Source organism: Phytohabitans flavus, from assembly GCF_011764545.1.
Taxonomy (GTDB): domain Bacteria; phylum Actinomycetota; class Actinomycetes; order Mycobacteriales; family Micromonosporaceae; genus Phytohabitans; species Phytohabitans flavus.
Map to the genome: position 1 here is coordinate 2,607,303 of NZ_AP022870.1, position 21,828 is coordinate 2,629,130.

Below are 21,828 nucleotides of genomic sequence, written 5' to 3' on the forward strand. Positions count from 1 at the left end.
GTCAGACCCAACCAGCGCGCCGCGATACGGTGCCGGCGATCAGATCGACATCGAGGATGTCGGGAAAACGCAGGTCCGCCCAGAACTCCGCCGGCGTCGGCACAAGCGACATCCGGCTGGCCAGCCAGATCGTCGGCGCGAGGCCGTGCGTGCCGACAACCAGCGTGAGCCCCCGTTCGGCAGCGACTGCCGCATGGCGGGCGACGGCCGCGTCGAATCGGCTGGCCACCTGCCCATGCGCCTCCCATCCGTGATGCCGCACGCCCACGACGTAAGCGCGGGCCACCGCCCGATAGTCGTGGTCGTCGGACCACACGTGCGGACGCCGGACCTCGCCAAACCCGGATCGACAGCCACATCCAGGCCCGCGGCCATCTCCCGCAACGTCTGGACCGCCTTGGGCTCCTCGCTGGCGACGTAGTACGCCGGCTCGGCCAGCAACGGACCCAACGACCGGGCGGCCACACGGCCCGGATCGCCGAGCTCCCAACGCTCGGCCGGTACCTCCGGATCCAGCTCAGGCATCGCATGCCGGACCAGAACCAGGCGATCCACCGCGTCCTCACAAACCATCGGCACGTTGGCCGCCACCGCGCTGTCCCACTCCGGACATGTCAGCCCGCGCCATCCACCGCCGGCTTCTGCCCCGCCTTATGCAGCGCGGCGCTGGCGCGGAACCGTACCCGCCCACACCGCTCCTTGTCCTCGTCCGCGGTCGCTTCGGTGCATCCGCACTGCGATGCCAGCCAGCCCAAGTCCTCCGGGCTGAGCCACAGGGCGATACGCCCAAGCCCTCGCTCCCGCTCACCATCGGTCGGCTCAACGGCTCTCGGCACACGTCACATGCTAGCGAGAGAGCCACCTACACGATGTGGGTCGCAGCCGGCGCTACCTGGGCGGTATTCCGTTGCTCGATGTCCGGCCTCGTTCGTAACATCGGCGCGACCAGCCGGAAGGATCAGCTGCATGCGCATCTCCGTACGCCGTCTCGGCCCCGATGACTGGCAGACCTGGCGCGATGTCAGGCTCGCCGCACTTGCCGAGGCGCCGCACGCCTTCGCCTCCTCGTTGGCCAAGGAACAGGGCTACGACGAAGCGGGCTGGCGCGACTGGCTCCACCCAGACCGGGGGATGAAGGCGGTTGCGTACGCTCACACCGATGCGGCCGGCCTCGTCGGAGCCTGGCTGCCTGAAGACCGGCACGGCGCGGTAGAGCTCTACAGCATGTGGGTGCAGCCGTCCTGGCGCGGCCGAGGCATTGGCGACCTGCTCGTCACCGAGGTCCTCGACTGGGCCCGCGAACACCACCACAAGCGCGTCGAACTCTGGATCGTCGAGGCGAACCTGATCGCCGAGCGCCTCTACCAACGCCACGGATTCCGCGCTACGGAGGAGTACCAGCCACATCCAGGCGACCCCGACCTGCGCGAGCGCGTCATGATGCGGGACCTGACCCCTGGCCAGTAGCGCTGGCCGCAGAGTGGCCGCGCCGTCGGCGCGGTCGGGTTGGTGTACGCGAGAGATCGTGGTACCCAACCGCCCCTCCAAGGGCGGCTAGGTACCACGATCTGCCAGACGGCGTCCGAGCGCCCTTCGGGCGCATGTCTGCCTTGGGCGGCCCCCCGCCCAACCGCCATGCCAGGTCAAGGCTGGCCGGAACGCAGACCGGCAGCGAAGGTCGTGGTCGGCCGACCGCGACCCGGGGGGTGAGCTTGCCCAACCGCGGAGGGTGAGGCCGCGGGAGCGACGGTCCGGACCACCACGGACATCGCGGTAGCCCGCCTTCCCTTGATTTTGGATCTTTATCCGCGACAAGACGCCGAGGCCGCCCCAACTCCAGAAGGTCTCTATACGGATACCTGGCGGAAGCGGTGCACAGCCGCGGGTACGGCGACCGCGAGGATGGCGGCGGTCCAGGCCAGCGCGGCGGCGACCGCGCCCGCGGCGGGCTGGCCCTGCGTCAGCGCGCGCACGGCGTCGATCACCGCGGTCAGCGGCTGGTGTGCGGCGATCGGCCGCAGCCAGGCGGGCATCGACTCCACCGGTACCAGCGCGCTGGAGGCGAACATCAGCGGGAACACCACCAGGATGCCGGCGGCGAGCGCTGCCTCACCGCCCCGGGCGCGCAGGCCGAGGTACGCGAAGAGCCAGGTCAGCGCATACCCGAAGGCGACCGTGAGCGCGACCGCGCCGGCCACCGCCACCGGGCCGCCGGGCAAACGCAGCCCCACCAGCGTGCCCGCCGCCAGCATCGCCAGCACCACGAAGAGGTTGCGGGCGGCGTCGGCGAGCGTACGTCCGGCGAGCACGGCGGGCGCCGACATCGGCAGCGTCCGGAACCGCTCGATCGTGCTGCTCGCCAGGTCCTCCGCGACGCCGACCGCGGTCTTCGCGCTGTCCCAGGCGACCACCTGTACGAGCACGCCGGGCACGAGCCAGTCGACGTACCGCATGCCGGGCGTGGCCACCGCGCCGCTGAACACCTGCGAGAACAGCAGCACCAGCAGCACCGGCTGGGCCGTGGAGAGCAGCAGCAGCTCGGGCTGGCGGCGCCAGTGCCGCAGGCTCCGCCCGGCCAGGACGAGCGTGTCCGTGACGCTCCACCGTAGAGTGTCCACTGTGGTCATGCGGCCGCTCCGGTCAGCGCCAGGAACGCGGCGTCCAGCGACGACCGCCCGGTCCGGTGCTTGAGCTGCTCCACCGTACCCTCGGCGACCACCCGTCCCTGGTCGACCACCACCACGCGGTCGGCGAGGCGGTCGGCCTCCTCCAGGTACTGAGTGGTGAGCAGCACGCTCGTCCCCGCCGCCACGAACTCGCCGACGATCGCCCACAGCTGGTCGCGGCGCAGCGGGTCGAGCCCGGTGGTGGGCTCGTCGAGGAAGAGCACCGGCGCGTGCGCGACGAGGCTCGCGGCGAGGTCGAGGCGGCGGCGCATGCCACCGGAGTACGTGCGGGCCAGCCGGTCGGCGGCGCCGCCGAGGCCGAAGCGGTCGAGCAGCTCGCCCGCCCGCCGCAGCGCCGCCCGGTGGGACATGCGGTGCAACCGTCCGAACAGGACGAGGTTTTCCCGTCCGGTGAGCCGCCCGTCGACCGCCGAGTACTGGCCGGCGACGCCGATCGCCGACCGTACCCGGCGGGGATCCCGGACCACGTCGAAGCCGGCCACCTGCGCGCGCCCGCCGTCGGGCGCGACGAGCGTGGTCAGGATCTTGACCGTGGTGCTCTTGCCGGCCCCGTTGGGGCCGAGGAGCGCGAGCACGCTGCCCGCCGGCACCTCCAGGTCGACGCCCCGCAGCGCCGCGACGCCGTGGTACCCCTTGCGCAGCCCTCGGCGCGGATGGCCGCCGTCACGCCGCGACCCGGTGTCGCGGCGGGGCCAGCTCGTGCAGCAGTGCCAGGCGCTCCGGGGTGAGTGGCTCGCGGAAGAGCGCCAGGTGCTCCCGGATCACCGCCGGCGGCCACTCCCACCAGCGCAGCGCGAGGAGGCTCTCCACCATCGCGGCGGGGAAGCGCGGGCGCAGGTGGCGGGCGGGCACCCCGACCACCACCTCGTAGTCGGCCACGTCGCGGGTCACCACCGCGCCGGCGCCGACCACCGCGCCCACACCGATCCGCACGCCGGCACGGATCGTCGCGCCGGCCCCGATCCACGCGTCCGCGCAGATCGTCGTACGCCCGACCGCGGGCCACGGGTCGTCGCAGAAGCCGAACTCGTGGTTGACCGGGAACACGTGTGTCGTGGGCAGCTGCGGCCAGTGCGGGCTGGCACCCACCGTGACCTTCTCGGCGATGCCCGCGTACGGGCCGACGTCCGTGTTGAACAGCGAGGCGAACCGCCCCACGATCGAGTACGGCTGGACGCTGCTACGCCACAGCAGCGAGTACTCCATGATCAAAGCGTTGCGCTCGACGACGGTGTCCTTGAGCTTCACCTGGTTGAGGCTGACCGTCGCGCCGTTGCGCCGGGCCCGCAGCACGGTGAGGAGGTTGGACAAAGAATACGTGCGTGGCCACGCATTGACGGTCTTCGGCATGATCGCGCCGGCCGGCGGTGGCGCGGTGGAAACAAGTCCACCGGTGAGCGTGGCGGGACTGCTCGTCATTCCGTACCCCTCGTGATCGGATTACCCGTTCGCTGAGCAACGATAGGGTCGGACCCCACAATGCGTCGTCCGCCGCCCGATCGAATTCGCCATTCCGCCGGTCGACGGAAAATGTGAATTGGGCGTGTCAGCTAGGTCAAGCCGTGGTGATGGGCGAAGACGGCTAGCTGCACGCGGTCGCGGAGCTCCAGCTTGGTCAGCAGGCGGGAGACGTGGGTCTTGATCGTGGACTCGCCGAGCACCAGCTCGTGGGCGATCTCCGCGTTGGTGCGGCCGTGCGCGACGAGGCGCAGCACGCTCCGCTCCCGCTCGCTCAGCCGCCGCCCACCGGCCGCGCGGGGCGCCATCGGGGCAGCCCGGTAGAGGTCGAGCAGCCGGCGGGCGAACGGCGGTGACAGCCACGCGTGCCCCTGCGCGACCGCGCGCACGGCGGCGATGAGGCTTGTGCCGGCCTCGGCGGTGAGCACGAACCCGTCGACGCCGCCGCGCGCGGCCGGGTCGACCGGAGCCTCGTCGACAGTGCCCGCGAGCAGGACGATCCGGGCGGCCTCACCCGCACGGCGCAGCGCGGCCGCGGTGTCGAAGGTGTCGGTCACGACGACGTCGGGGGCAAGGCGGGCGGCCTCGGCGACCGCGCCCGGCCCACCGGTGGTCTCGCCGGCGAGCGCGAAGTCGTCGACCGCACGCAGCACGGCACGCATGCCCTCACGCAGCATGGACGGCTCGGCCGCCAGCATGATCCTGATCATCGGCATGCGTCTGGTCCCCCGGATGCGGACCAATTGTAGCCCGCTCCGGGAGGACCCACGGCGAACTGGAAATGTGATTTCCAGCCCTCCGGTAAATTGCGCGTGAAGTAGATCCTGAAATCGTAACGTCCGATTTATGTTACCGGCGGATTATGTGTTGCGGTCCAGAATATTGCCCGGCCGACCTGTGCGAAGAGGCCCTTCGGGTGGGCCCGGAAGAGCGGCTCCGTGCCGAAGAGCACGGCCGCCGTGCCGCGCGGCCCGACCCCGGAGACCACCGCCGCCTGTCCGCTCGCGTCGGTGGGGCCGCCGGTACCGTCGTCCGGGTCGGCGATCCAGTGCCCGGCGACGAGCGGCGTGGCCGCGTACCGCTGGTCGGCCGTCACGCCCGCGCCGAGGTCGGTGAACCACAGCGGCGCGTACACGAACGAGTGCGGCAGCGCGCCGGTGCCGACCGGGCCACCGCCGCCCGTGACCGAGACCACGCCGTTCGCGTCGGAACGGCCGGCGACCGCCCGAGCGGGCAGCACACCGGCGTCGGCGTTGAACCGGGCACCGGTGGCACCCCGGGTGACGACACCGCCCCGCGCGAGCAGAGCGTCCACTTGGGACTTGGCCGCGGCGTTGAGGCCCGCATAGGACAGTCCGGAGGAGACGAACAGCGTGTCCACATCGGACAGGTCGTAGCCGGCGTTGAGTACGGCGGTGGAGACCGGGCGCACGTCGAAGCCGAGGTCGCGGAGCACAAACAGCTCGTCCGCGGCGACCGCCGCCGCCAGCACCGGCTTGGTCAGCGCCTCACCCCGGGCCGGCCAGCGGGCGGCCGTGAAACGTACCCCCAGCCGTTCGGCCACCTCGGACGCCGAGCGCCGGGCGGAGGCCGGGACCACGATGGTGCCGTCGTCCTGGCGGCGCAGCGCCACGCCCGCGTCGAGGAGCGCGTTGACCGCCTGGACGTCCTTGCCGTCGTCGACGGTGAGGGCCAGGTCGCGGCCGTACGGGGCGAGCACGCCACCGGTCGGCGAGGCCACCGCGACGGGTGTGGTGGGCACGCGCGGCGACTCCCGCCGGCTCGTGTGGACGGTCGCGCCCCAGAGCAGTCCGTGGCTCCAGCCGGAGATGTCGTACATCTGCGGGACGAGCGCTGAGATGTCCCGCCCCGCTTCGAGTACCGCGTTCGCGAGGCCGCGCTTGGGCTGGTGCATGTCGACCACATAGGACCCGGTCGGGTACCAGTGGCCGGCGAGCTTGAACGGCGCCTTCGCCCGCCGCACCCGCACGTCGTGCGCGACGAGGTGGTCGACGAGGCGGGCCGCGGCGGCCGGGGAGCGCTGACCGTCGCCGGCCGGGATCACGTACGCGCGCGGGAACTGTGTCGTGTACCTGTCCTCCGGCCCGAAGCCCGGCACGTACCCGTCCGGGATGTACCGCTGCGCCTCGCCGGCCCACCCGCGGCGGAACAGCTCGATCTGGTCGGCGAGCAGCGCGGCGCGGTGGCTGTCCGCGTACCCGATGGCGGCCCGGATCGTCGCCGCGGCCACGTCGGTGTTGATGCCTGAGCGGCGGCGCAGCTCTTCGACCGGGAGGCTGTTGTACGAGCCGCGGTTCACCTGCATCGGCACCTCGACGGTGTGGCCGACCGCGCCGTGGTACATGGAGTACATCGGGGTGAAGATGGGCGGCCAGTCGTCCCAGTCACCGGGCGCGTCGTCCCGGAACGGGATGTTCGCCCGCGCCGTCTCCGGGTGGCCGAGGGCGGCGATCGCGGCCTCCATGCCGAGCGCGTTCGGGTACGCGTGCCGGATGTAGAGGTCGTAGTCGTAGTTCTGCCCGTGCGGCGCGGTGCTCGGCTCGATCAGCGTGGTGCCGGTGTAGCCGTGCTCGTCCAGCATCAGCACCGGTTGGGTGGCGATCAGCACGTCCCGTACCGCCCGGGACTCGGGCTGGCTGGAGGTGATGTGGTCGCGGTTGATGTCGAAGCCGGCGCCGTTGACCCGGGTACCGGCCACCCGCCCGTCCGGGTTGTTGGTGACCGTGAAGTAAAGCCGGCTCCGCTCCAGCAGCCGCCGCGTCGCGGTGTCCGTGGCGGTGGCGAGCTGGGTGATCACCCGGAGCGCGCCGTCGGTACCCTCCCACTCGTCACCGTGGATGTTTCCGTTGAACCAGACCGGCGTCTTGTACCCGTCGCGCAGCTGCCGGTCGCGCGCCGCGGCCCGCGGGTCGTCCTCGATCAGCTGCCGCCACCGGTCCTGCCGCCGGGTCTCGCTCACGTGCTCCGGCGCGGTCACCGTGACGAGGTAGAGGTCACGGCCCAATGTGGACTGACCCGCGACCTCGACCGAGACCCGGTCGCTGCGGGCCTGGAGGTCGTTGAGGGCGGGCGCGATCCCGTGGTAGGGCACGAGGCCCAGCTTGATGGCGCGGTCGGTGGGGTCCTCCGGGTACACCCGGAGCTTGGTCTGTTTGGGGTAGCCGGCCGTCTTCGTCGGCTGGTTGTGGCCCTGCGTGCGGGCCATGGCCCCGGCGGTCAGGAGCGGGTCAGTCGCGGCGACCTCGTTGCGCTCGGGCCCGTTGCCCGGCTCGCGGGTGGCGCGGTCGCTGGGTGCCACCGGATCGGTCGGCACGGCTCCGGCCGGCGTAGCGGGTAGGGCGACGGCGAAGGCGAGGAGGGCGGCGAGGACGCGGGGGGTTCGGGACACGGGCGGCACCTCCGAAGTGGACGTGCACATGATCGTTCCGGCCGCATCGACCCCGGTCAACCGACCCGATGTTGCGATTCGCGCACAGGCGCGCGCTGTCGCACGCGGGTAGCGGCGGGCCCGGCCGCCGGCCGGTGTCGGGAGCGCGGAGAGGGATCAGCAGGTCGAGTGGAAGAGGCCGCCGACCGGGTGGGTCGCGGCGAGCTCGTTGTAGAGGCGGACCGCCTCGTTGGTCTCGGCCACGTGCACCTCTACGCCGCGCTCCGCCAGCAGCGCGAGCGTGCGCGGGTCGACCTCCATCTGGAGCCGCATGCCCTGGGAAAGCACCACGACCGTGGCGCCGTGGGTGAGGAGCTCCTCGACGTCGGCGGGCTGGATGCCGGGGGAGTGCTGGGTGCCCGTCTCCGTCCAGTCCCACGCCCGGCCGCCGCCCGGGTAGAGCTTGATGTCCTTTGCCGGCGGCAGGCCCTCCACGTCCATGTGCCCCCACGAGACCGACAGGATCCGCGGGGAACGCGCCGCATCGTTGGCCACGGCCGACACGGTACCCGGCTATTTCCCCTATTACGGCAGTGGCGGATCCGTTCGTACGAACGGCTGACATTCGCCGTACCCCGGGATGGTGTTTCTGCTCGTCTTCCTTAACATCTCTCTCACGGAGTCCTCTCTGATGAACGTTCGTACCCGCGCCCTGGCATTCGCCGGTGCCGCGGCCATCGGCTTCGTAGCCGCGGGCGCCCTCGCCGCGCCGGCGCTCGCCGCGGGCTCGACCGACCTGTCGCTCACTCTGAGCGGTACGACGCTGGCCGCGACCACCTCGGGCAAGCTTGCCACCGCGAGCGTCACCAACAAGGGCACCGAGACCGCGACCGGGATCGTCATCACCTTCGACCTGAGCGACCTCGACACCGACGTCGTCAGCGTGCCCTCGCCCGACGAGGAGGCCTGCGAGCAGGACGGCAGCAAGTTCACTTGCGGCGTGGTGGACCTCAAGCCAGGCCAGAACGCCGACCTGCCCTTCGTGCTCATCCGAGTGGGCGACGGCGAGCCGGGCAGCGTGACCGCGACCGTCGCGCACGAGGGTGAGGACCCGGAGGCGGGCAACAACAAGGCCACCGCCAAGGTGAACATCAGCGACACCACCGGCCCCGACCTGACGGTCCTCGCGCCGGACGTGCCGATCGAAGAAGGCGGCATCGGCACCGTGGCGCCAGGCGAGCAGGCCGAGCTGTTCTACCGCGTGGCGAACTTCGGCGACGAGGCGGTCCACGGCCTCAAGCTCACCATCCAGCTTCCCGAGCACGTGACGTTCGTGGAGCAGGAGGACGGCTGCGAGTACGACGCGGACAACCGCAAGGCCACCTGCGGCTACGACTTCGGGCTGATCCCGGCCGACGAGGACTCCAACACGGAGGATGAGCTGTACTCGCTCGCGGACTTCGTCAACCTGATCAAGGTCGCCGAGGACGCGCCGGCGCCGGCCGTGCTCGACGGCGGCGTGGTGAGCGCCGAGGGCATCGTCCTGGAGAAGCAGCCGGAGGTGGCGGCGCAGCGGATCACGGCCGCGGCCCTGCCGGAAGGCGTCGAGGGCGGCTCGGCCAAGGACGTCGACGAGAGCGACAACACCGACGAGTTCTCCGTGCACGTGGCGAAGGCCGGTGGCGGTGGCGGTGGCGGCGAGCTGCCCGTCACCGGCGTGCAGGCCGGCCTGATCGGCGGCGTCGGCCTCCTCGTGGTGGCCGGTGGCGGCACGATGCTGCTCATGGCTCGGCGGCGGCGCGTGGTGCTCGCCGTCCCGGACGACGAGAAGCCGACCGCCTGAACCAGCGGATCCAAAGAAGGGCCCGGCGCCGGTGGCGCCGGGCCCTTCTGCCTGGACACCCTGCCCAACGGGTCTATCCCATCATCGTGAGCAGCTTCTCCACCGTGTTCCAGTTGCGCACCGTGGTCGACGGCCCGTTCTTCGCCTTGCCGAGGATGGTCATCAGCGGGCTGTCGCGCAGGCCGCCTGGGCACCAGATGTACATCTCCGTGTGGTCGACGATGTAGCGGTCGTCGCCGATGTCAGCGCCATCCAGCACGGCGCCGACGGGCGTTTGCGGAGGCTCCGCCATGAACGCCACGAGGTACTTCGAGCCGTCGGTCGCCACGTCGGCGAGGGGGTTCTTCGCCACGATGCGCGTCATCTGGTCGTGGCTGCGCAGGATCGTGTCGACGGCGAGTCCGAACCGCTTCTCGATCAGCTGCTCGATCGTCCTGCCTAGCTCGTCGGCCGGCTGGTCGGCGTCCAGCACCACGTTGCCGCTCTGTAGCAACGTGGCGACGTTCTCGTACCCGCTCTGCGTAAGCACCGTGCGAAGGTCGGCCATGGCCACGCGCCTGGCCTTCCCGAGGTTGATACCGCGCAGGAAGACCGCGTAGCGGGCCATCGCCTCACCCTCACTGGCCTTTCGGGCCTGTCGTCGCGCGAGCGACCGAGAACGGCAGGCTACCGGGCGTGGCGTTTGGCGCGCCACATGTGCACGACCGCGACGGTGCCGGCCACCGCGAGCACGGCGCCTGCCGTGGCGACGGCGGGTCCAGGGCGGTGCCGTACCGTCTCGGAAAGCTCGCCCGCCCGCATCGCCGCCTGCTTCGTCGCGGCGTGGGCGGTGTCCTGCACGCGGTCCCGGGCGTCGGCGGCCGCATGTTTCGCGCGGCCGCGAGCGTCAGCGGTCGCATCCTTGGCACGGCCGCCAGCATCGGCGGTCATATCCTTCGCGCGACCCTTCGCGCGGCCACGGGCGTCCGCGACGGCACCCTTCGCGCGATCCTTCGCGCGGCTACCGGCATCCTCGGCCGCGTGCTTCGCCCGGCCGCGAGCGTCGGCGGCCATGTCCTTGGCGCGGGCCTTGACGTTCGCCTTCGACGCCAGGACGTCCGCCTTCGCCGCGAGCGCCGAGACGGTGTCGCCCAGCTCCTCGCGGGTGCGGTCGATGTCCGCGCGGATGAGGTCGCGTTCGCTCGGCGAGGGACCGCCGGATGATGTGGGTTCGTTCGCGCTCATCGGTGGGCCCTCTCCCGTACCTCGTCAATGTCGGCGCGTACGCTGCGGACCGCCTCCTGGGGCACCGGTGGCACGCCCCGCACGACCTGGCGGCGGCCGGCCAGCGCCAGCACCCCCGCCATCGCGAAGAGGGCAACCGCGACGATCAGCGCCGCCAGCCACCCGGGTAGTCCTTCGGCGATGCCGAGGATGGCGGCGGCGATCAGGGCCGCGACGCCGAACATCGCGATTACGCCGCCGCCGCCCAGCAGGCCGGCGCCGGCTCCGGCGCGCTTGCCCTTTTGCATTACCTCGGCGCGGGCCAGGGCCAGCTCGTCGCGGACCAGGCGGGAGATCTGGTCGGCCGCCTGGCGGACGAGATCAGCGGTACCCGCGCCACGCATGGCATCGGACATGATCAGCAACTCCTCACTCCCTGTGAGTTAGTCATGCCCGGTGCCCACCAGGTCAAACACGGCCGGGTAACGCCGGCGGCGCGCGCGACGCTCTTCCCTACGGTGCGCCCGAACCGAGCCCGGAGGCTGATCATGATCGACGAACTCGGCCCCGCGCCGGCCGCGCTGCTCGTGTCCGCCGTACGGGACCGCCGCGGCATGCGGCTCGTGGTGGCGGGCGACGTCGACGTGATATCCGCCTGGCAGTTCCGGGAGTACCTGGCCGGGGCCCTCGACACGACCCCGGCCTCGCTCACCGTCGACCTCGGCGGTGTCACGTTCCTCGACTCGACGGGTCTCAGCGCGCTCGTCTACGCCCACCAACGCGCCCGCCATGAGGGCGTCCCCTCGTGGTGGCCGATCCGCAACCGCAGGTACGCCGGCTCCTCGATGTCACCGGCCTGCTGACGGTGCTCACCGAGGAGGGCTGACCGGGCATTTCCCCCGCCGGCTGGTCAGCCCGGACCCTCCCCCTCGTCGCTGGCTGTGGGGGCGACGAGGAGGAGGGTCACTTGCTACTCAGGTCGGGGCGGCTCAGCCCAGCACGATGCTGACGCCGTACGCCGCCTGGGTCTCCAGCCACGGGGTGGCGTAGCTCGTCCCGCCGCCACCGGCGATGTGGTGGCCGCGGATCCAGATGTTGCCCGACGTGTCCTTCGCGTAGAACGCGCCGCCGGAGTCGCCGCCCTGCGGCAGCGTCCCTCCGTTGTAGACGATCACGGGCGACTTGCAGCCGGTCGCCGTGCACACCTGGCCGCTGATGCTGGTCGCGGTGTGGCCGCAGTTCTCACCCGTGGTACGGCCGCTGGTGCAGTAGTCCGTGTACCCGACGAACGCGGTGCCCGCCGCCACCACCGGACCGCTGGTGGTGCTGGTGACGCCGCCGGTGAACACCCGACCCCAGTACCCCTGGCCGCCGATCAGCTCCATGTCCTGCGCGTGGCCGGTCACGGTGGGCAGCCGGCGGTTGGAGACAGTGCCGTACGTGTTGTTGCCCGACTCGGTCAGCACGGTCGCGCCGTTCGCGAAGCAGTGGCCCGCGGTCACCATGAAGCGGGTGCCCGCGCCGTTCTGCACCGTGTACCCCGAGGAGCAGAGCCCGCCGCCGGACTGGATGCCACCACCGCCGTAGTAGTTCGGGATGTCGTCCCGCCGGTGCCACGCGTCGTCGATCGTGGTCGGCCGCACCTGCGTCGACACCGCCACCTGCGCCTGCGCCGCGGTCAGCCCGGAAGTGCTGGTCAGCGACGACACCACAGCGTCCGGCGCGTCCGTCTCCACCACGATCCGGCCGGTGCCGGCGTCGAAGTAGCTGCCGAACGTGTACTTGGTCCCGTTCTTCGCCACGTACCCGGCGATCCGCTTCTGGATCGCGGCGAGCGTGGCCGCCGTGGTCGCCGACTCGGCCGCCTTGGGCTTGGCCAGCCGGTCCGGCGCGAGGCTGGCGTCCACCCGCGCGGTCCCGCGGTCGCCCCCCTTGTCCTTGTCCCCGTCCGGCGCGGCCTGGGCCGCACCGGCACCGAGCCCGGCGAACACGACGGTAGCTGCGACGACGGCGCCGAGAAGCCCCCTCTTCGTCACGAGCATGTGGTTCCTCCCCCTGTTGCGCCACGGCCGGTCGCCGTGGCACAGGACAGGAAGGAGTTGGGTACCGCACTGATAGCGCGGTGTCGATGTTGTGACAAGGTGTATCACGCAAGATCATCGCGTGACGGTAGCCCGCGCGGTGCCGCTGAGCGGCGCTTTTGCCGCGCTTGAGACCGCCCACGAGTGACGGTCCGGCCGAGGGGAGGGTTTCTCCACGATCTCTTCGCGGACCCAAACCAAGATGAAGATTTGGGCTACCGCGATGTCCGCGGTGGTCCGGACCGCTGCTCCCGCGGCCTCACCCTCCGCGGTTCACAACCAAACCCCGGCCGGCATCGCCGGCGGTGACGCCCCGGGTTGTTGCCGGCCGTCACGGCCGTTCGCCAACCTCGGTGAGTCGCTTGTAGCGCCGCTGCCGGCGTCGGGCGTCCCGCATCAGCGCCGGCACCATTGGCGTGGCGAGCCGAGGGAAGAGATCCACGAAGCGCATCATCAGCCCCCGCCGGCGCGGCACGATCGTCACCGGGCGGGGGCGCTCGGTGAGGCGGCCGACCACGCGGCCGATCACGTCGGCGGTGAGCAGCGGCGCGGTGAAGGAGGCGGCGGCTTCGGGATCGTCGACGCGGTTCCCCAACAGCGGTGTCCAGACTCCGCTGGGGCAGACCGCGCAGATGTCGATGCCTCGGTGGCCGCCGCGCCGCAGGTCGAAGAGCGTGCTGAGGGTGAAGGCCATCGCCGCGTGCTTGCTCGCCGCGTAGACCGCCTGCCCGGGCGTGGCGACGATCCCCGCGAGCGAGACTACGTTGATCACTTGGCCCCGCCCGGCCGGGATCATGTGGGCCAGAGCGGCGACGGTGCCGTTGATCGTCCCGGTCGCGTTCACGGCGAGGACGCGCTCGTTGCTCGCCTCGCCGATCTCCCAGGCGTATCCCACGGCAAGCACGCCGGCGTTGTTGACCCAGAGGTCGAGGTGACCGCGTTCGGCGACGATCGAATCGGCAAGCGCGCGGCTGGCGCTCGCGTCGGTGACGTCGAGCACCGCCGCGCGGCACTGTGGGCCGAGGCCGTCGACTGCCGGCTCGGCGATGCCGAGTTCGACGTCGGTCGCCCAGACCGCGAAACCGCGCCGTGCCAACTCTGCCGTGATGGCCCGTCCGAGCCCACCCCCCGCCCCGGTGACGACCGCGGTCTTCATCGGCCGCCTCCGTGGGCGGCGATGGCGAGCCAGATGATCCCGAAGATCAACGCCGCCACCGGCACGAAGAACGACAGCACGAACGCCCAGATGTCGAGCGCCCCTCCGGGCATGTCGTGTACGGATCGACTCTTGGCAGCCGCCTCGGAACCAATGGTCTGTTTCATCTCCCGCCCCTTCCTGCCAGTCGCCTGGAAGGGAAACTACGGTGGTCCACTGAATGCCTTGTGAAAGACAAGTGGACGCCGTCACCGGGCGCCAGTCGAGGGGCGACGGAGCGGTGGCGTGCGGGAGGGCTCGGCCCGGCTTGCGCGGGCCTCGCTGGTTAGCGGCGGGTGGTGCCGCTCGTGGCCAGCCTGCCCAGGTCCTGTGGCAGCTGAGCCATCGCGTCCATGAACTCCTTGTAGCCGACAACGTCGCGCAGCGCGTGCAGCACCGCCTCGACGCCGGACTCGGCGGTGGCGAGGTCGACGTTCGCGTACTCGCCGATCCTGCGGATGAACTCCTGGTACGGGAACGGCTCGGGAGGCTCCTGGGCCTTCGTCAGGTACGGCCGCAGCTCGTCCGGCACGCGGTCGGCCAGTTCGGCGGCCTCCCCGCCGCTGATCCGCTGGGTGAGCGTGCGCAGCGTCGCCTCGGTCAGCGCCTCGGCGACGTCCGTGGTGGTACCGGTCCACTCGGCGACCTTCTGGATGAACGCGAGCTCCATATGCCCAAGGTCCCGGCGATGGGGGTGAGCCCGTATCGCCCGCGGCGGGTGGGTAGCACTTCGAAGCGGCCTGTGTTGAACACGTTCAAATCGCGCCGAGGTGAGGGGTGGGCCCGCTCCCGGCCGCACTCGACCGTGACTGTCTCGGGGGATGGCGGGGTCGGGACACGGCCTGTCCCGGCCCCGCCGCGGGCCTACAGCACCTCGCGCAGGGCGTCCACCGCGTCGCGCTCGGCCTCGTACACAGTGGACAGGCACGTGCCGAGCGCCGCGAAGTCCGTGTCGGCCGGCGGCTTCTCGTACAGGTCGGCCCGCAGCGTCCACAGCTCACCCGCCGCCGTGGCCCGCGCCTCCGCGCCCTCGTCGCCCGCCGCGACCCCGGCGGCCAGGTCCGCGGTCAGCTCGCGCAGCCGCTGGTACTCCGGCACGTCCGCGGGCAGCGCCGCCTCGGCCAGGTCGTGCCACCGCCGCCCCGCCTCGCGGAACGCCGAGGCCGCCGCGGCCGTGTCGCCGACCAGGGGCGCCGCCTCGTCGAGGAAGTCCGCGTACAGGTCGCGCAGGTGCCCGCCGCTCATGCCGACCGGCTCGATACCCTCCCAAATCGACAGTAGTGCGTCGGTCAGCCCGCGGCCGTCGGCGAAGACCCGCGGCCAACCCTTGGCGTTGCGGGTGTCGGTCACCAGCCGCGCCCACTTGCCCCAGGCCGGCACCGCGAAGGACGCCGACGGTGCGCCGAGGTGCGCCACGCAGTCCGCGATCCCCGCACGCACGAGCGGCGCCAGGTCCGCGGGGACGGTCACCGCCTCGACCGCCACCAGATTGTTCTTGTACGAGGAGACCCGCCCCCGGGCCCGGTCCAGAGTGGACCGTTCGACGGTGAGCGGAGCGAGGTTGCGGTCGTCCACGCGCATCGCGTCGCCGGTGGCGGCGTACACGACGACCGGGTGCCCGCCGAACCCGTCGAGGTGCGGCGGCAGGTGCCAGTACCCGATCAGCTGCCGGTCCGGCCACACGATCGCCGGCTGGCCGGCCTCGAGCCGCGCGGTCAGCTCGCCGGCCGCGCCCTTCGCACCGGACGTCGCGTGCACGTGCGCGGTGGCGCCCAGCCGGTCGAGGGTACGGGCGGTCCAGTCGATGTAGTTCCACCGGTACCGGTAGCCGAGCGTGAGGTTCGTGTACCGGTGCTGCTTGAACTCCCACAGGATGTAGCCGGCGCCCAGCCCGCCGCCGATGCCGAGGACCATGGCCTCGGAGAGGTTCGATACGCCGGCGTGCGCGAGCACGTTGGCGATGTTGGCGGAGTCGGGGTGGGTACCGCCGCGCAGTGCCCAGCCGTGGTCGCTGGGTGCCGGCTCGGCGGCGCCGACGACGTGCCGCCGGGCGGTGCTGTAGCGCTCGCCGGTCCGGGCCATGCGCGTGCGGATCCGCGCCTTGAGGTGCTTGCCGCTGGTCATCGTGCGTCCTTCACCTGGCCGCGCGCCACCGCGGACCCACGCTCACACGGCCGCTGCGACCATCCGGTGCGAACAGACGACACGGACCTGACCACATCCCGAGGCCGGACACCCCTTTGCCTCCGCGCCGCCGGGTCGCGTGGGGACCCGGTCAGGAGGTTGGGCGCGGGAGCACGCCACGCGCAGCGTACCGCCTCAGCTGGGTGGTCGGGGGATCGCCGGGTGGAGGTGGGCCGTGGTGCCCCGGCGGTACAGCTCGGCCCAGCCCCGCCCGGTCGCCAGCTTCTCACCGGTCGGCTCCACGAACCCGGGCGTCGACAGCACCTTGCGCCGGAAGTTGGCCGCGTGCAGCGGCACCCCCCACACCGTCTCGTACACCCGGCGCAGGTCGCCGACCGTGAACGGCTCGTCCAGGAACGTCGTCGCCAGCCCCGTGTACTCGAGCTTGGCCCGGGCCCGCTCCACCCCCTCGGCGAGGATGCGCCCGTGGTCGAAGGCGAGCCCGGCGCCGTTGCCGCCGAGCTCGGCCACCGGGCGGTAGTGGGCCTCGCTGGCGTCGGTGCCCGCGATCGGCATGGGCAAATCTGGGACCAGTGCCAAGTACGCGACGGACACTACCCGCATCCGCGGGTCGCGCCCCGGGTCGCCGAACGTGGCGAGCTGCTCAAGATGCGCGCCGGGCCGGATCCCGGTCTCCTCGGCCAGCTCCCGCGCGGCGGCCTCGTCGAGCGTCTCGTCCGGGCCGACGAAGCCGCCGGGCAGCGCCCATCGCCCCCGCTGAGGAGGCTCGCCCCGGCGGATCAGCAGCGCGCACAGCTCACTCTCGCGCACGGTGAGAACCACGAGGTCCACCGTGACGGCGACCGGTGGGAACGCGCGCGGGTCGTAACCGGCGAGGAAGGCGCGGTCCTCGTCGGTGAGGAAGTTGTCGACGGTCACACAGAGCAGTGTACTCATGATGAGTTGTGTAGCGACTCAAAGTGAGTCATGATGATGTTCGTGTTCTGGGGCATGTCCTACCTTGAGGTCGCCGGCTTCGCCGCCGGTGCCGCGTCCGTCTGGCTCTACGTTCGGCAGAGCGTGTGGGCCTGGCCGGTCGGCATCGTCAACAGCGGCTGCTGGCTCGTGCTCTTCTGGACCTCGCGTCTGTACCTCGACGCGGGGCTCCAGGTCGTCTACATCGCGCTCGGCGTCGCCGGTTGGTACTGGTGGCTCCGTGGCGGCGACCGTCCCGGCCGGCTGCCGGTGCGCCGGACCGGACGGCGGCACGCGCTCGTCCTGTGGGCGGTCGGCGGCATCGCCACGCTCGTGCTGTGGTGGGCGATGACGCTCGCCGGTGACGCGTCGCCGCTGCTGGATGCGGCCACGACGACGGTTTCGCTGATCGCGCAGTACATGCTCACCCGCAAGCTCCTCGGCAGCTGGTGGTGCTGGATCGCGGTCGACGTCGCCTACCTAGGGATGTACGCGCACCAGGAGCTGTACCTGACCGCCGCCCTCCAGCCGCTCTTCGTCGCGATGTGCGTGGTGGGGCTGCGGCAGTGGCGGGCCAGCCTGCGCGCCGGCGAGGCGGACGCGGTCCCGTCGACGGGTGCCGAGCGGGTGGCGGTATGACAAGCACCGGCGTGGTGGTGGGCAAGTTCCTGCCGCCGCATCTCGGACACTCGTACCTGATCGACACGGCCCTGGCGGGCGCGGACCGCGTCGTGGTCGTCGTCTGCGCCCGCCCGGACGACCCCTTTCCCGCGGAGCGGCGGGCGGCCGTGCTGCGCGAGCTGCACCCGGCGGCGACCGTCGTGGTCACCCCGGACGACATACCGGACGGCCAGGGGGACGCCACGTCGGAGGCGTGGGCGCACCGCACCGTCGCGCTGCTCGGGGGTACGCCTCCGGACGTGGTGTTCACCTCGGAGGGGTACGGCGAGCGGTACGCCGCGTTCCTCGGCGCCCGGCATGTGTGCGTCGACCGGGAGCGGCGGCGCTTCCCCGTCTCCGGTACCGCCGTCCGCGCCGACCCGTGGCGCTACGCGAACCTGCTGTCGCCCGCGGTCCGTGCCTGGTTCGTCACCCGGGTTTGCGTGCTCGGTGCGGAGTCCACCGGTACCACCACGCTCGCCCGGGACCTGGCCGACCACTACCGCTGCGAGTGGGTGCCGGAGTACGGCCGGGCGTACAGCGAGCGCCGTCCCGCCGTCGGCTGGCGGCGCGAGGAGTTCGTCCACATCGCACGGTGCCAGCAGTCCGATGAGGACGCCGCCGCACGGCGGAGCGGACCGTTGCTGATCTGCGACACCGACGCGCTGGCCACGTCCGTATGGCACGAGCGGTACGTCGGCACGGTCTCGCCCGAGGTGGAGCGGTTGGCCGCCGCCCGCACGTACGCGCTGTACATCCTCACCGCCGACGACATCCCGTTCGTACAGGACGGCACCCGCGACGGTGAGCACGTGCGGGGCTGGATGACCCACCGCTTCCGCCGGCTGCTCGAAGCCCGGCCGGAGCCCTGGATCGAGGTGCGTGGCGACCGCCCCGCCCGGCTCGCCGCCGCGACCGCCCGCATCGACGCCCTCCGGAAAGGAACCTCATGACACCGAAAGAACGCCTCACCGCCCTGCGTGACGCCGAGCTGGACGGCAAGCCCATCACGTTGACCCCGTTCTGGGGCCACCGGCCGACCGCGAGCGGCGCGGTCGGTCTCAGCTGCATGAGCCAGTGGTGGCCGGTCGAGTTCACTGTGGACGGCGTGACGTACCCGACCGCCGAGCACTGGATGATGGCCGGCAAGGCACGCCTGTTCGGCGACGACGAGGGTCTCGCCGCGGTGCTCGCCGCGAAGAGCCCCGCCGCGGCGAAGGCGGCCGGCCGCAAGGTACGCGACTTCCACGAACCGAAATGGGTCGACGCCCGGTACGACATCGTTGTGGAGGGCAATCTTGCGAAGTTCGGACAGCACGACGACCTGCGCGAGTTCCTGCTCGCCACCGGTGACGGGGTGCTCGTGGAGGCCAGCCCGTACGACCGGATCTGGGGGATCGGAATGGGGCCTAACAACCCTGACGTCGCGAGCCCGCTGAAGTGGCGCGGGCTCAACCTGCTCGGCTTCGCGCTGATGGACGTGCGGGAGCGGCTGTGACAAACCAGCGACTGCGAGCCGTCGCGGCGGACACCGTCGCGATCTCGCAGGCCGGCGGCTACCGCGCGCGGACCGGAAAGTGGGTGGACATCCGGGACGCGGTGCGGGCGGCGGTCGCCGGCACCCGGCTGTACGCGCCAGGGGATCCGCTACCGGCCGGCGCCGGCCGTACCGACGGCGGGGTGGTCGTGGAGGTCACCAACGAGTCCACACTGGCGGCCGCGCGGCGGCTCGGCGACGGCACGGCCGCGCTCGTGTTCGCGTCCGCCCGCAACCCCGGCGGCGGCTTCCTCTCCGGTGCCCGCGCGCAGGAGGAGGACGTCGCCCGAGCCTCCGCGCTGCACGCCTGCCTCAGCGCGGTGCCCGCGTTCTACCTGCACCACCGGACGAACGCCGACCTGCGTTACAGCGACAGGGTCATCTACTCGCCGAGTGTGCCGGTCTTCCGCGACGACTCCCTCCGTCTGCTGGACCGTCCATACCGGACGGCGATGCTCACCTCGGCCGCGCCGAACCTGCGGGCCATACTCGCCAACCAGCCGGACCTCGCCGACTCCGTCCCCGCGGTGCTACTCGAGCGCGCGCTCCGGGTGGTCGAGGTGGCGGCCGCGCACGGGCACCGGCGCCTCGTGCTGGGTGCGTGGGGCTGCGGCGTCTTCGGCAACGACCCGGCGACGGTCGCGGCCGCGTTCGCGGTGGTGCTGGACCGCGTCCACGCGTTCGACCACGTGGTTTTCGCGGTGCTCGACCGGGCGCCCGGGACCCCGACGTACAACGCGTTCGTCGCCGCAGCATCGTCCACTGTGTAGACCCGCGGACTAGGCATCCAATGTTCTTGAGACGGATATTTGCCCCGGTCCGCGTCAGCTGCTGACCGTATGCTCCCGCGGGCACCGCGCAGGTCGGCGGCTCGCTGGCGCTCGCTTGGTCAAGGTTCGGTCGGAGCGCGGAGCCGGCAGTGAAGGTCGTGGTCGGCCGACCGCGACCCCGGGGGTGAGCTTGCCAACCGCGGAGGGTGAGGCTGCGGGAGCGACGGTCTGGACCACGACGAACGTCGCGGTAGCTCGATTCCTTTGGTTTTGGATCTTTATCCGCCGCGTGTCGCCGAGGCCTCCCTGACTCCAATGGCCTTCTAGGCTAGGCGGGGTGGCGGCGGGCGAGCGCGTCGACCCGGCGCAGCGCGTCGGGAGTCCGGTGCGGGCCGGCCATCGCGGTGACGAGCGCCGCGGCCCGCTCGACCGGGAGGCCGGCCGCGGTGATGTACAGCGGGCGTGCCGCACCACCCCGGCGGACCGCGACCGCGTGGGTGGCGCTCTGGAAGGCGGTCTTGGCCACGCCGACCACCGGGATCCGGATCTCGGCGTACAGGTGCGCGCCGAGCCCGGGCCGGCCGGCCGCGTCCAGGTCCACGTACCCGTCGACGACCACCAGGTCCAGGTCGTCGAGGCCGGCCAGGACCGCGCGTAACGCGGGCAGCTCGCGGGCGAAGAACCGGCCCGGTTCGTAGGGCGCGACCTCCGGCAGCCACCGCGTGCGTTCGTCCACGATGGACGCGAACCGCTCGTCGGCCGCGACCACCGCCGCCGCGTGGGCGCCGCCGGACACTGGATAGTGCACGTCGACGGCGGCGTAGCGCCCGGTCATCCGATTTGTTACCCCGGCGGCCCTGGCGAGGGCCGCTGCTCCGATGGGCGGCGGCCCCGCGGGATTCAGTCGTTGATGGAGCCGGTCACCTTGCCGGTGCTGGACATCGCGACGCAGGTGACGCCCTGGTCGCCGAGGCGCCACGAGCTCCGGGTCGGGTGCAGGAAGTAGATCTCCACGGTGGGGTCCTCGGCGGCCTTGGGCGCGTTCGACTGGAGGCGGTCGACGCAGCCGTCCTCCGCCTGCTTGGCCACCTCCTCGTCACCCGGGAAGCCGCCACCGGGCAGCTCGAAGACCGCGAACACCTCGCCCTCGTGCGGCTGGGTACACGGCACGACCGGCAGGTCGCGGATCGCGCTGCCCTCCCGCAGGCCGTTGAGGCACTGGCCGGGCGCGAGCTGCTGCACGTTGACATCATTGCCGTCCGCGAGCGACGTCGACGGGTCGTCGGTGTCGTTGGCGGTGTTGATGGTCGCGATGACGGCGAAGGAGACGATGGCCAGCAGCCACACCCCGGACAGGGCGAGGCCGCCGATCGCCAGTCCCTTGCCGCCCTGGTTTTTGCGCTTGACCTGGGACAGCGCCACGATGCCGAAGATGACGCTCAGCAGGATGCCGCCGAGCACGCCGAAGATGAGCGACGCGATCGCGAACCCGTTGGTGCCCTGGCGCGGCGGCGGGTACGCCGCCGGCTGCTGGCCCCACTGGCCAGGCGCCTGCTGCCCCCACGGGTCGGGCTGCTGCCCCCACTGTCCAGGCGGCGGCTGCTGTCCATACGGATCCGCCTGCGGCGGCTGCTGCCCATACGGGTCCGTCGCCGGCTGCCCCCACTGGCCCGGCTGCTGCTGCTGGCCGTACGGGTCCGCCTGCGGCTGCCCCCACTGCCCGGGTGGCGGCTGCTGCCCCACGAGGAGGGCTGCTGCTCGCCCCACGCGGGAGGCTGCTGCTGACCCCAGGCGTCGGGCTGCTGCGGCGCGCCGGAGGTGGGGGGCGGTGTGGGCGGCTGGTATCCGTACGGAGGGGGCTCTGTCACGCGGGGGACCATAGCAGGGCCGGGAGGCCCTCACCTGCC

General features: G+C 71.9%; 26 protein-coding genes. 7 read left to right on the forward strand and 19 right to left on the reverse strand.

Annotation, left to right across the window (positions count from 1 at the left end):
• Window position 1 precedes the first annotated feature (1 nt).
• Together Pflav_RS11285 and Pflav_RS11290 are read right to left on the reverse strand one after the other, a co-directional pair.
• The gene (locus tag Pflav_RS11285) at window positions 2–316 is read right to left on the reverse strand and encodes a hypothetical protein (RefSeq protein ID WP_173036025.1); all 315 of its coding nucleotides are present in this window, start codon (window positions 314–316) and stop codon (window positions 2–4) included.
• Between the two features lie 298 nt (window positions 317–614).
• The gene (locus Pflav_RS11290) at window positions 615–836 is read right to left on the reverse strand and encodes a hypothetical protein (protein WP_173036027.1); all 222 of its coding nucleotides are present in this window, start codon (window positions 834–836) and stop codon (window positions 615–617) included.
• Window positions 837–966: 130 nt separating this feature from the next.
• Here Pflav_RS11290 and Pflav_RS11295 point away from each other — a divergent pair, with 130 nt between their 5' ends.
• Complete coding sequence (locus tag Pflav_RS11295; protein ID WP_197938333.1) at window positions 967–1,467, forward strand: GNAT family N-acetyltransferase; 501 nt, start codon at window positions 967–969, stop codon at window positions 1,465–1,467.
• 380 nt (window positions 1,468–1,847) lie between these two features.
• On the opposite strand, the gene Pflav_RS11300 is transcribed toward Pflav_RS11295, so the two are convergent.
• The 6 genes from Pflav_RS11300 to Pflav_RS11325 form a co-directional block, all read right to left on the reverse strand.
• Complete coding sequence (locus Pflav_RS11300) at window positions 1,848–2,627, reverse strand: ABC transporter permease (RefSeq protein WP_173036029.1); 780 nt, start codon at window positions 2,625–2,627, stop codon at window positions 1,848–1,850.
• Window positions 2,624–3,277 (reverse strand): ATP-binding cassette domain-containing protein, encoded by a 654-nt coding sequence (locus tag Pflav_RS11305; protein WP_415624316.1) that lies wholly within the window; start codon window positions 3,275–3,277, stop codon window positions 2,624–2,626. The genes Pflav_RS11300 and Pflav_RS11305 overlap by 4 nt, the downstream gene beginning before the upstream one ends.
• A gap of 73 nt (window positions 3,278–3,350) precedes the next feature.
• Window positions 3,351–4,106 carry an LbetaH domain-containing protein gene (locus Pflav_RS47340; protein WP_269474490.1) on the reverse strand — a complete coding sequence of 252 codons (756 nt, stop codon included), beginning with the start codon at window positions 4,104–4,106 and terminating at the stop codon, window positions 3,351–3,353.
• A 131-nt stretch (window positions 4,107–4,237) separates the two neighbouring features.
• Window positions 4,238–4,861 carry a LuxR C-terminal-related transcriptional regulator gene (locus Pflav_RS11315; protein ID WP_173036031.1) on the reverse strand — a complete coding sequence of 208 codons (624 nt, stop codon included), beginning with the start codon at window positions 4,859–4,861 and terminating at the stop codon, window positions 4,238–4,240.
• 128 nt (window positions 4,862–4,989) lie between these two features.
• On the reverse strand, window positions 4,990–7,554 hold the full coding sequence (locus Pflav_RS11320) for a M14 family zinc carboxypeptidase (RefSeq protein WP_232071253.1): 2,565 nt from the start codon (window positions 7,552–7,554) through the stop codon (window positions 4,990–4,992).
• Between the two features lie 156 nt (window positions 7,555–7,710).
• Window positions 7,711–8,088 carry an Mth938-like domain-containing protein gene (locus tag Pflav_RS11325; protein WP_173036033.1) on the reverse strand — a complete coding sequence of 126 codons (378 nt, stop codon included), beginning with the start codon at window positions 8,086–8,088 and terminating at the stop codon, window positions 7,711–7,713.
• Between the two features lie 136 nt (window positions 8,089–8,224).
• Between Pflav_RS11325 and Pflav_RS11330 the strand changes: the two genes are divergently transcribed.
• Entirely contained in the window at window positions 8,225–9,376 is a 1,152-nt protein-coding gene (locus tag Pflav_RS11330; RefSeq protein WP_173036035.1) for a COG1361 family protein, read from the forward strand.
• A 73-nt stretch (window positions 9,377–9,449) separates the two neighbouring features.
• Here the strand turns inward: Pflav_RS11330 and Pflav_RS11335 are convergent, their stop codons facing one another.
• Genes Pflav_RS11335 through Pflav_RS11345 form a run of 3 tightly spaced genes read right to left on the reverse strand, consistent with a single transcriptional unit; the run spans window position 9,450 to window position 10,995 of the window.
• Window positions 9,450–9,983 carry a DUF1697 domain-containing protein gene (locus Pflav_RS11335; RefSeq protein ID WP_173036037.1) on the reverse strand — a complete coding sequence of 178 codons (534 nt, stop codon included), beginning with the start codon at window positions 9,981–9,983 and terminating at the stop codon, window positions 9,450–9,452.
• A gap of 59 nt (window positions 9,984–10,042) precedes the next feature.
• Window positions 10,043–10,600 (reverse strand): DUF3618 domain-containing protein, encoded by a 558-nt coding sequence (locus Pflav_RS11340; RefSeq protein WP_173036038.1) that lies wholly within the window; start codon window positions 10,598–10,600, stop codon window positions 10,043–10,045.
• On the reverse strand, window positions 10,597–10,995 hold the full coding sequence (locus Pflav_RS11345; protein WP_173036041.1) for a phage holin family protein: 399 nt from the start codon (window positions 10,993–10,995) through the stop codon (window positions 10,597–10,599). Before Pflav_RS11345 ends, Pflav_RS11340 begins: the two co-directional genes overlap by 4 nt.
• Window positions 10,996–11,127: 132 nt before the next feature.
• Here Pflav_RS11345 and Pflav_RS11350 point away from each other — a divergent pair, with 132 nt between their 5' ends.
• The gene (locus Pflav_RS11350; RefSeq protein WP_197938335.1) at window positions 11,128–11,442 is read left to right on the forward strand and encodes an STAS domain-containing protein; all 315 of its coding nucleotides are present in this window, start codon (window positions 11,128–11,130) and stop codon (window positions 11,440–11,442) included.
• A gap of 126 nt (window positions 11,443–11,568) precedes the next feature.
• On the opposite strand, the gene Pflav_RS11355 is transcribed toward Pflav_RS11350, so the two are convergent.
• From Pflav_RS11355 to Pflav_RS11380, 6 genes are all read right to left on the reverse strand, one after another.
• Entirely contained in the window at window positions 11,569–12,621 is a 1,053-nt protein-coding gene (locus Pflav_RS11355) for a chymotrypsin family serine protease (protein ID WP_173036043.1), read from the reverse strand.
• 370 nt (window positions 12,622–12,991) lie between these two features.
• Window positions 12,992–13,816, reverse strand: coding sequence for an SDR family oxidoreductase (locus Pflav_RS11360; protein WP_173036045.1), 825 nt, complete (start codon window positions 13,814–13,816; stop codon window positions 12,992–12,994).
• Entirely contained in the window at window positions 13,813–13,983 is a 171-nt protein-coding gene (locus Pflav_RS11365) for a hypothetical protein (protein ID WP_173036047.1), read from the reverse strand. Before Pflav_RS11365 ends, Pflav_RS11360 begins: the two co-directional genes overlap by 4 nt.
• 158 nt (window positions 13,984–14,141) lie before the next feature.
• The gene (locus Pflav_RS11370) at window positions 14,142–14,525 is read right to left on the reverse strand and encodes a DUF2267 domain-containing protein (RefSeq protein WP_173036049.1); all 384 of its coding nucleotides are present in this window, start codon (window positions 14,523–14,525) and stop codon (window positions 14,142–14,144) included.
• A 194-nt stretch (window positions 14,526–14,719) separates the two neighbouring features.
• A complete protein-coding gene (locus tag Pflav_RS11375; protein ID WP_197938337.1) occupies window positions 14,720–15,979 on the reverse strand; it encodes a BtrH N-terminal domain-containing protein in 1,260 nt (419 codons plus the stop codon).
• A 195-nt stretch (window positions 15,980–16,174) separates the two neighbouring features.
• On the reverse strand, window positions 16,175–16,936 hold the full coding sequence (locus tag Pflav_RS11380; RefSeq protein ID WP_173036051.1) for an NUDIX hydrolase: 762 nt from the start codon (window positions 16,934–16,936) through the stop codon (window positions 16,175–16,177).
• A 30-nt stretch (window positions 16,937–16,966) separates the two neighbouring features.
• On the opposite strand from Pflav_RS11380, the gene pnuC reads away from it, so the two are divergent.
• From pnuC to Pflav_RS11400, 4 genes are read left to right on the forward strand one after another with little or no spacing between them, the layout of a single operon-like run.
• Entirely contained in the window at window positions 16,967–17,593 is a 627-nt protein-coding gene (gene pnuC / locus Pflav_RS11385) for a nicotinamide riboside transporter PnuC (RefSeq protein ID WP_197938339.1), read from the forward strand.
• Window positions 17,590–18,567: an AAA family ATPase gene (locus tag Pflav_RS11390; RefSeq protein WP_173036053.1), complete on the forward strand. Its 978-nt coding sequence runs from the start codon at window positions 17,590–17,592 to the stop codon at window positions 18,565–18,567. Before pnuC ends, Pflav_RS11390 begins: the two co-directional genes overlap by 4 nt.
• Window positions 18,564–19,112: an NADAR family protein gene (locus Pflav_RS11395; protein WP_173036055.1), complete on the forward strand. Its 549-nt coding sequence runs from the start codon at window positions 18,564–18,566 to the stop codon at window positions 19,110–19,112. The genes Pflav_RS11390 and Pflav_RS11395 overlap by 4 nt, the downstream gene beginning before the upstream one ends.
• Window positions 19,109–19,921: a TIGR02452 family protein gene (locus Pflav_RS11400; RefSeq protein WP_173036057.1), complete on the forward strand. Its 813-nt coding sequence runs from the start codon at window positions 19,109–19,111 to the stop codon at window positions 19,919–19,921. Before Pflav_RS11395 ends, Pflav_RS11400 begins: the two co-directional genes overlap by 4 nt.
• Window positions 19,922–20,249: 328 nt before the next feature.
• On the opposite strand, the gene Pflav_RS11405 is transcribed toward Pflav_RS11400, so the two are convergent.
• Together Pflav_RS11405 and Pflav_RS11410 are read right to left on the reverse strand one after the other, a co-directional pair.
• Window positions 20,250–20,756, reverse strand: coding sequence for an endonuclease V (locus Pflav_RS11405; protein WP_173036058.1), 507 nt, complete (start codon window positions 20,754–20,756; stop codon window positions 20,250–20,252).
• 65 nt (window positions 20,757–20,821) lie between these two features.
• Window positions 20,822–21,688, reverse strand: a complete 867-nt coding sequence (locus Pflav_RS11410) for a DUF4190 domain-containing protein (RefSeq protein WP_173036060.1) — start codon at window positions 21,686–21,688, stop codon at window positions 20,822–20,824.
• Window positions 21,689–21,828: the final 140 nt, after the last annotated feature.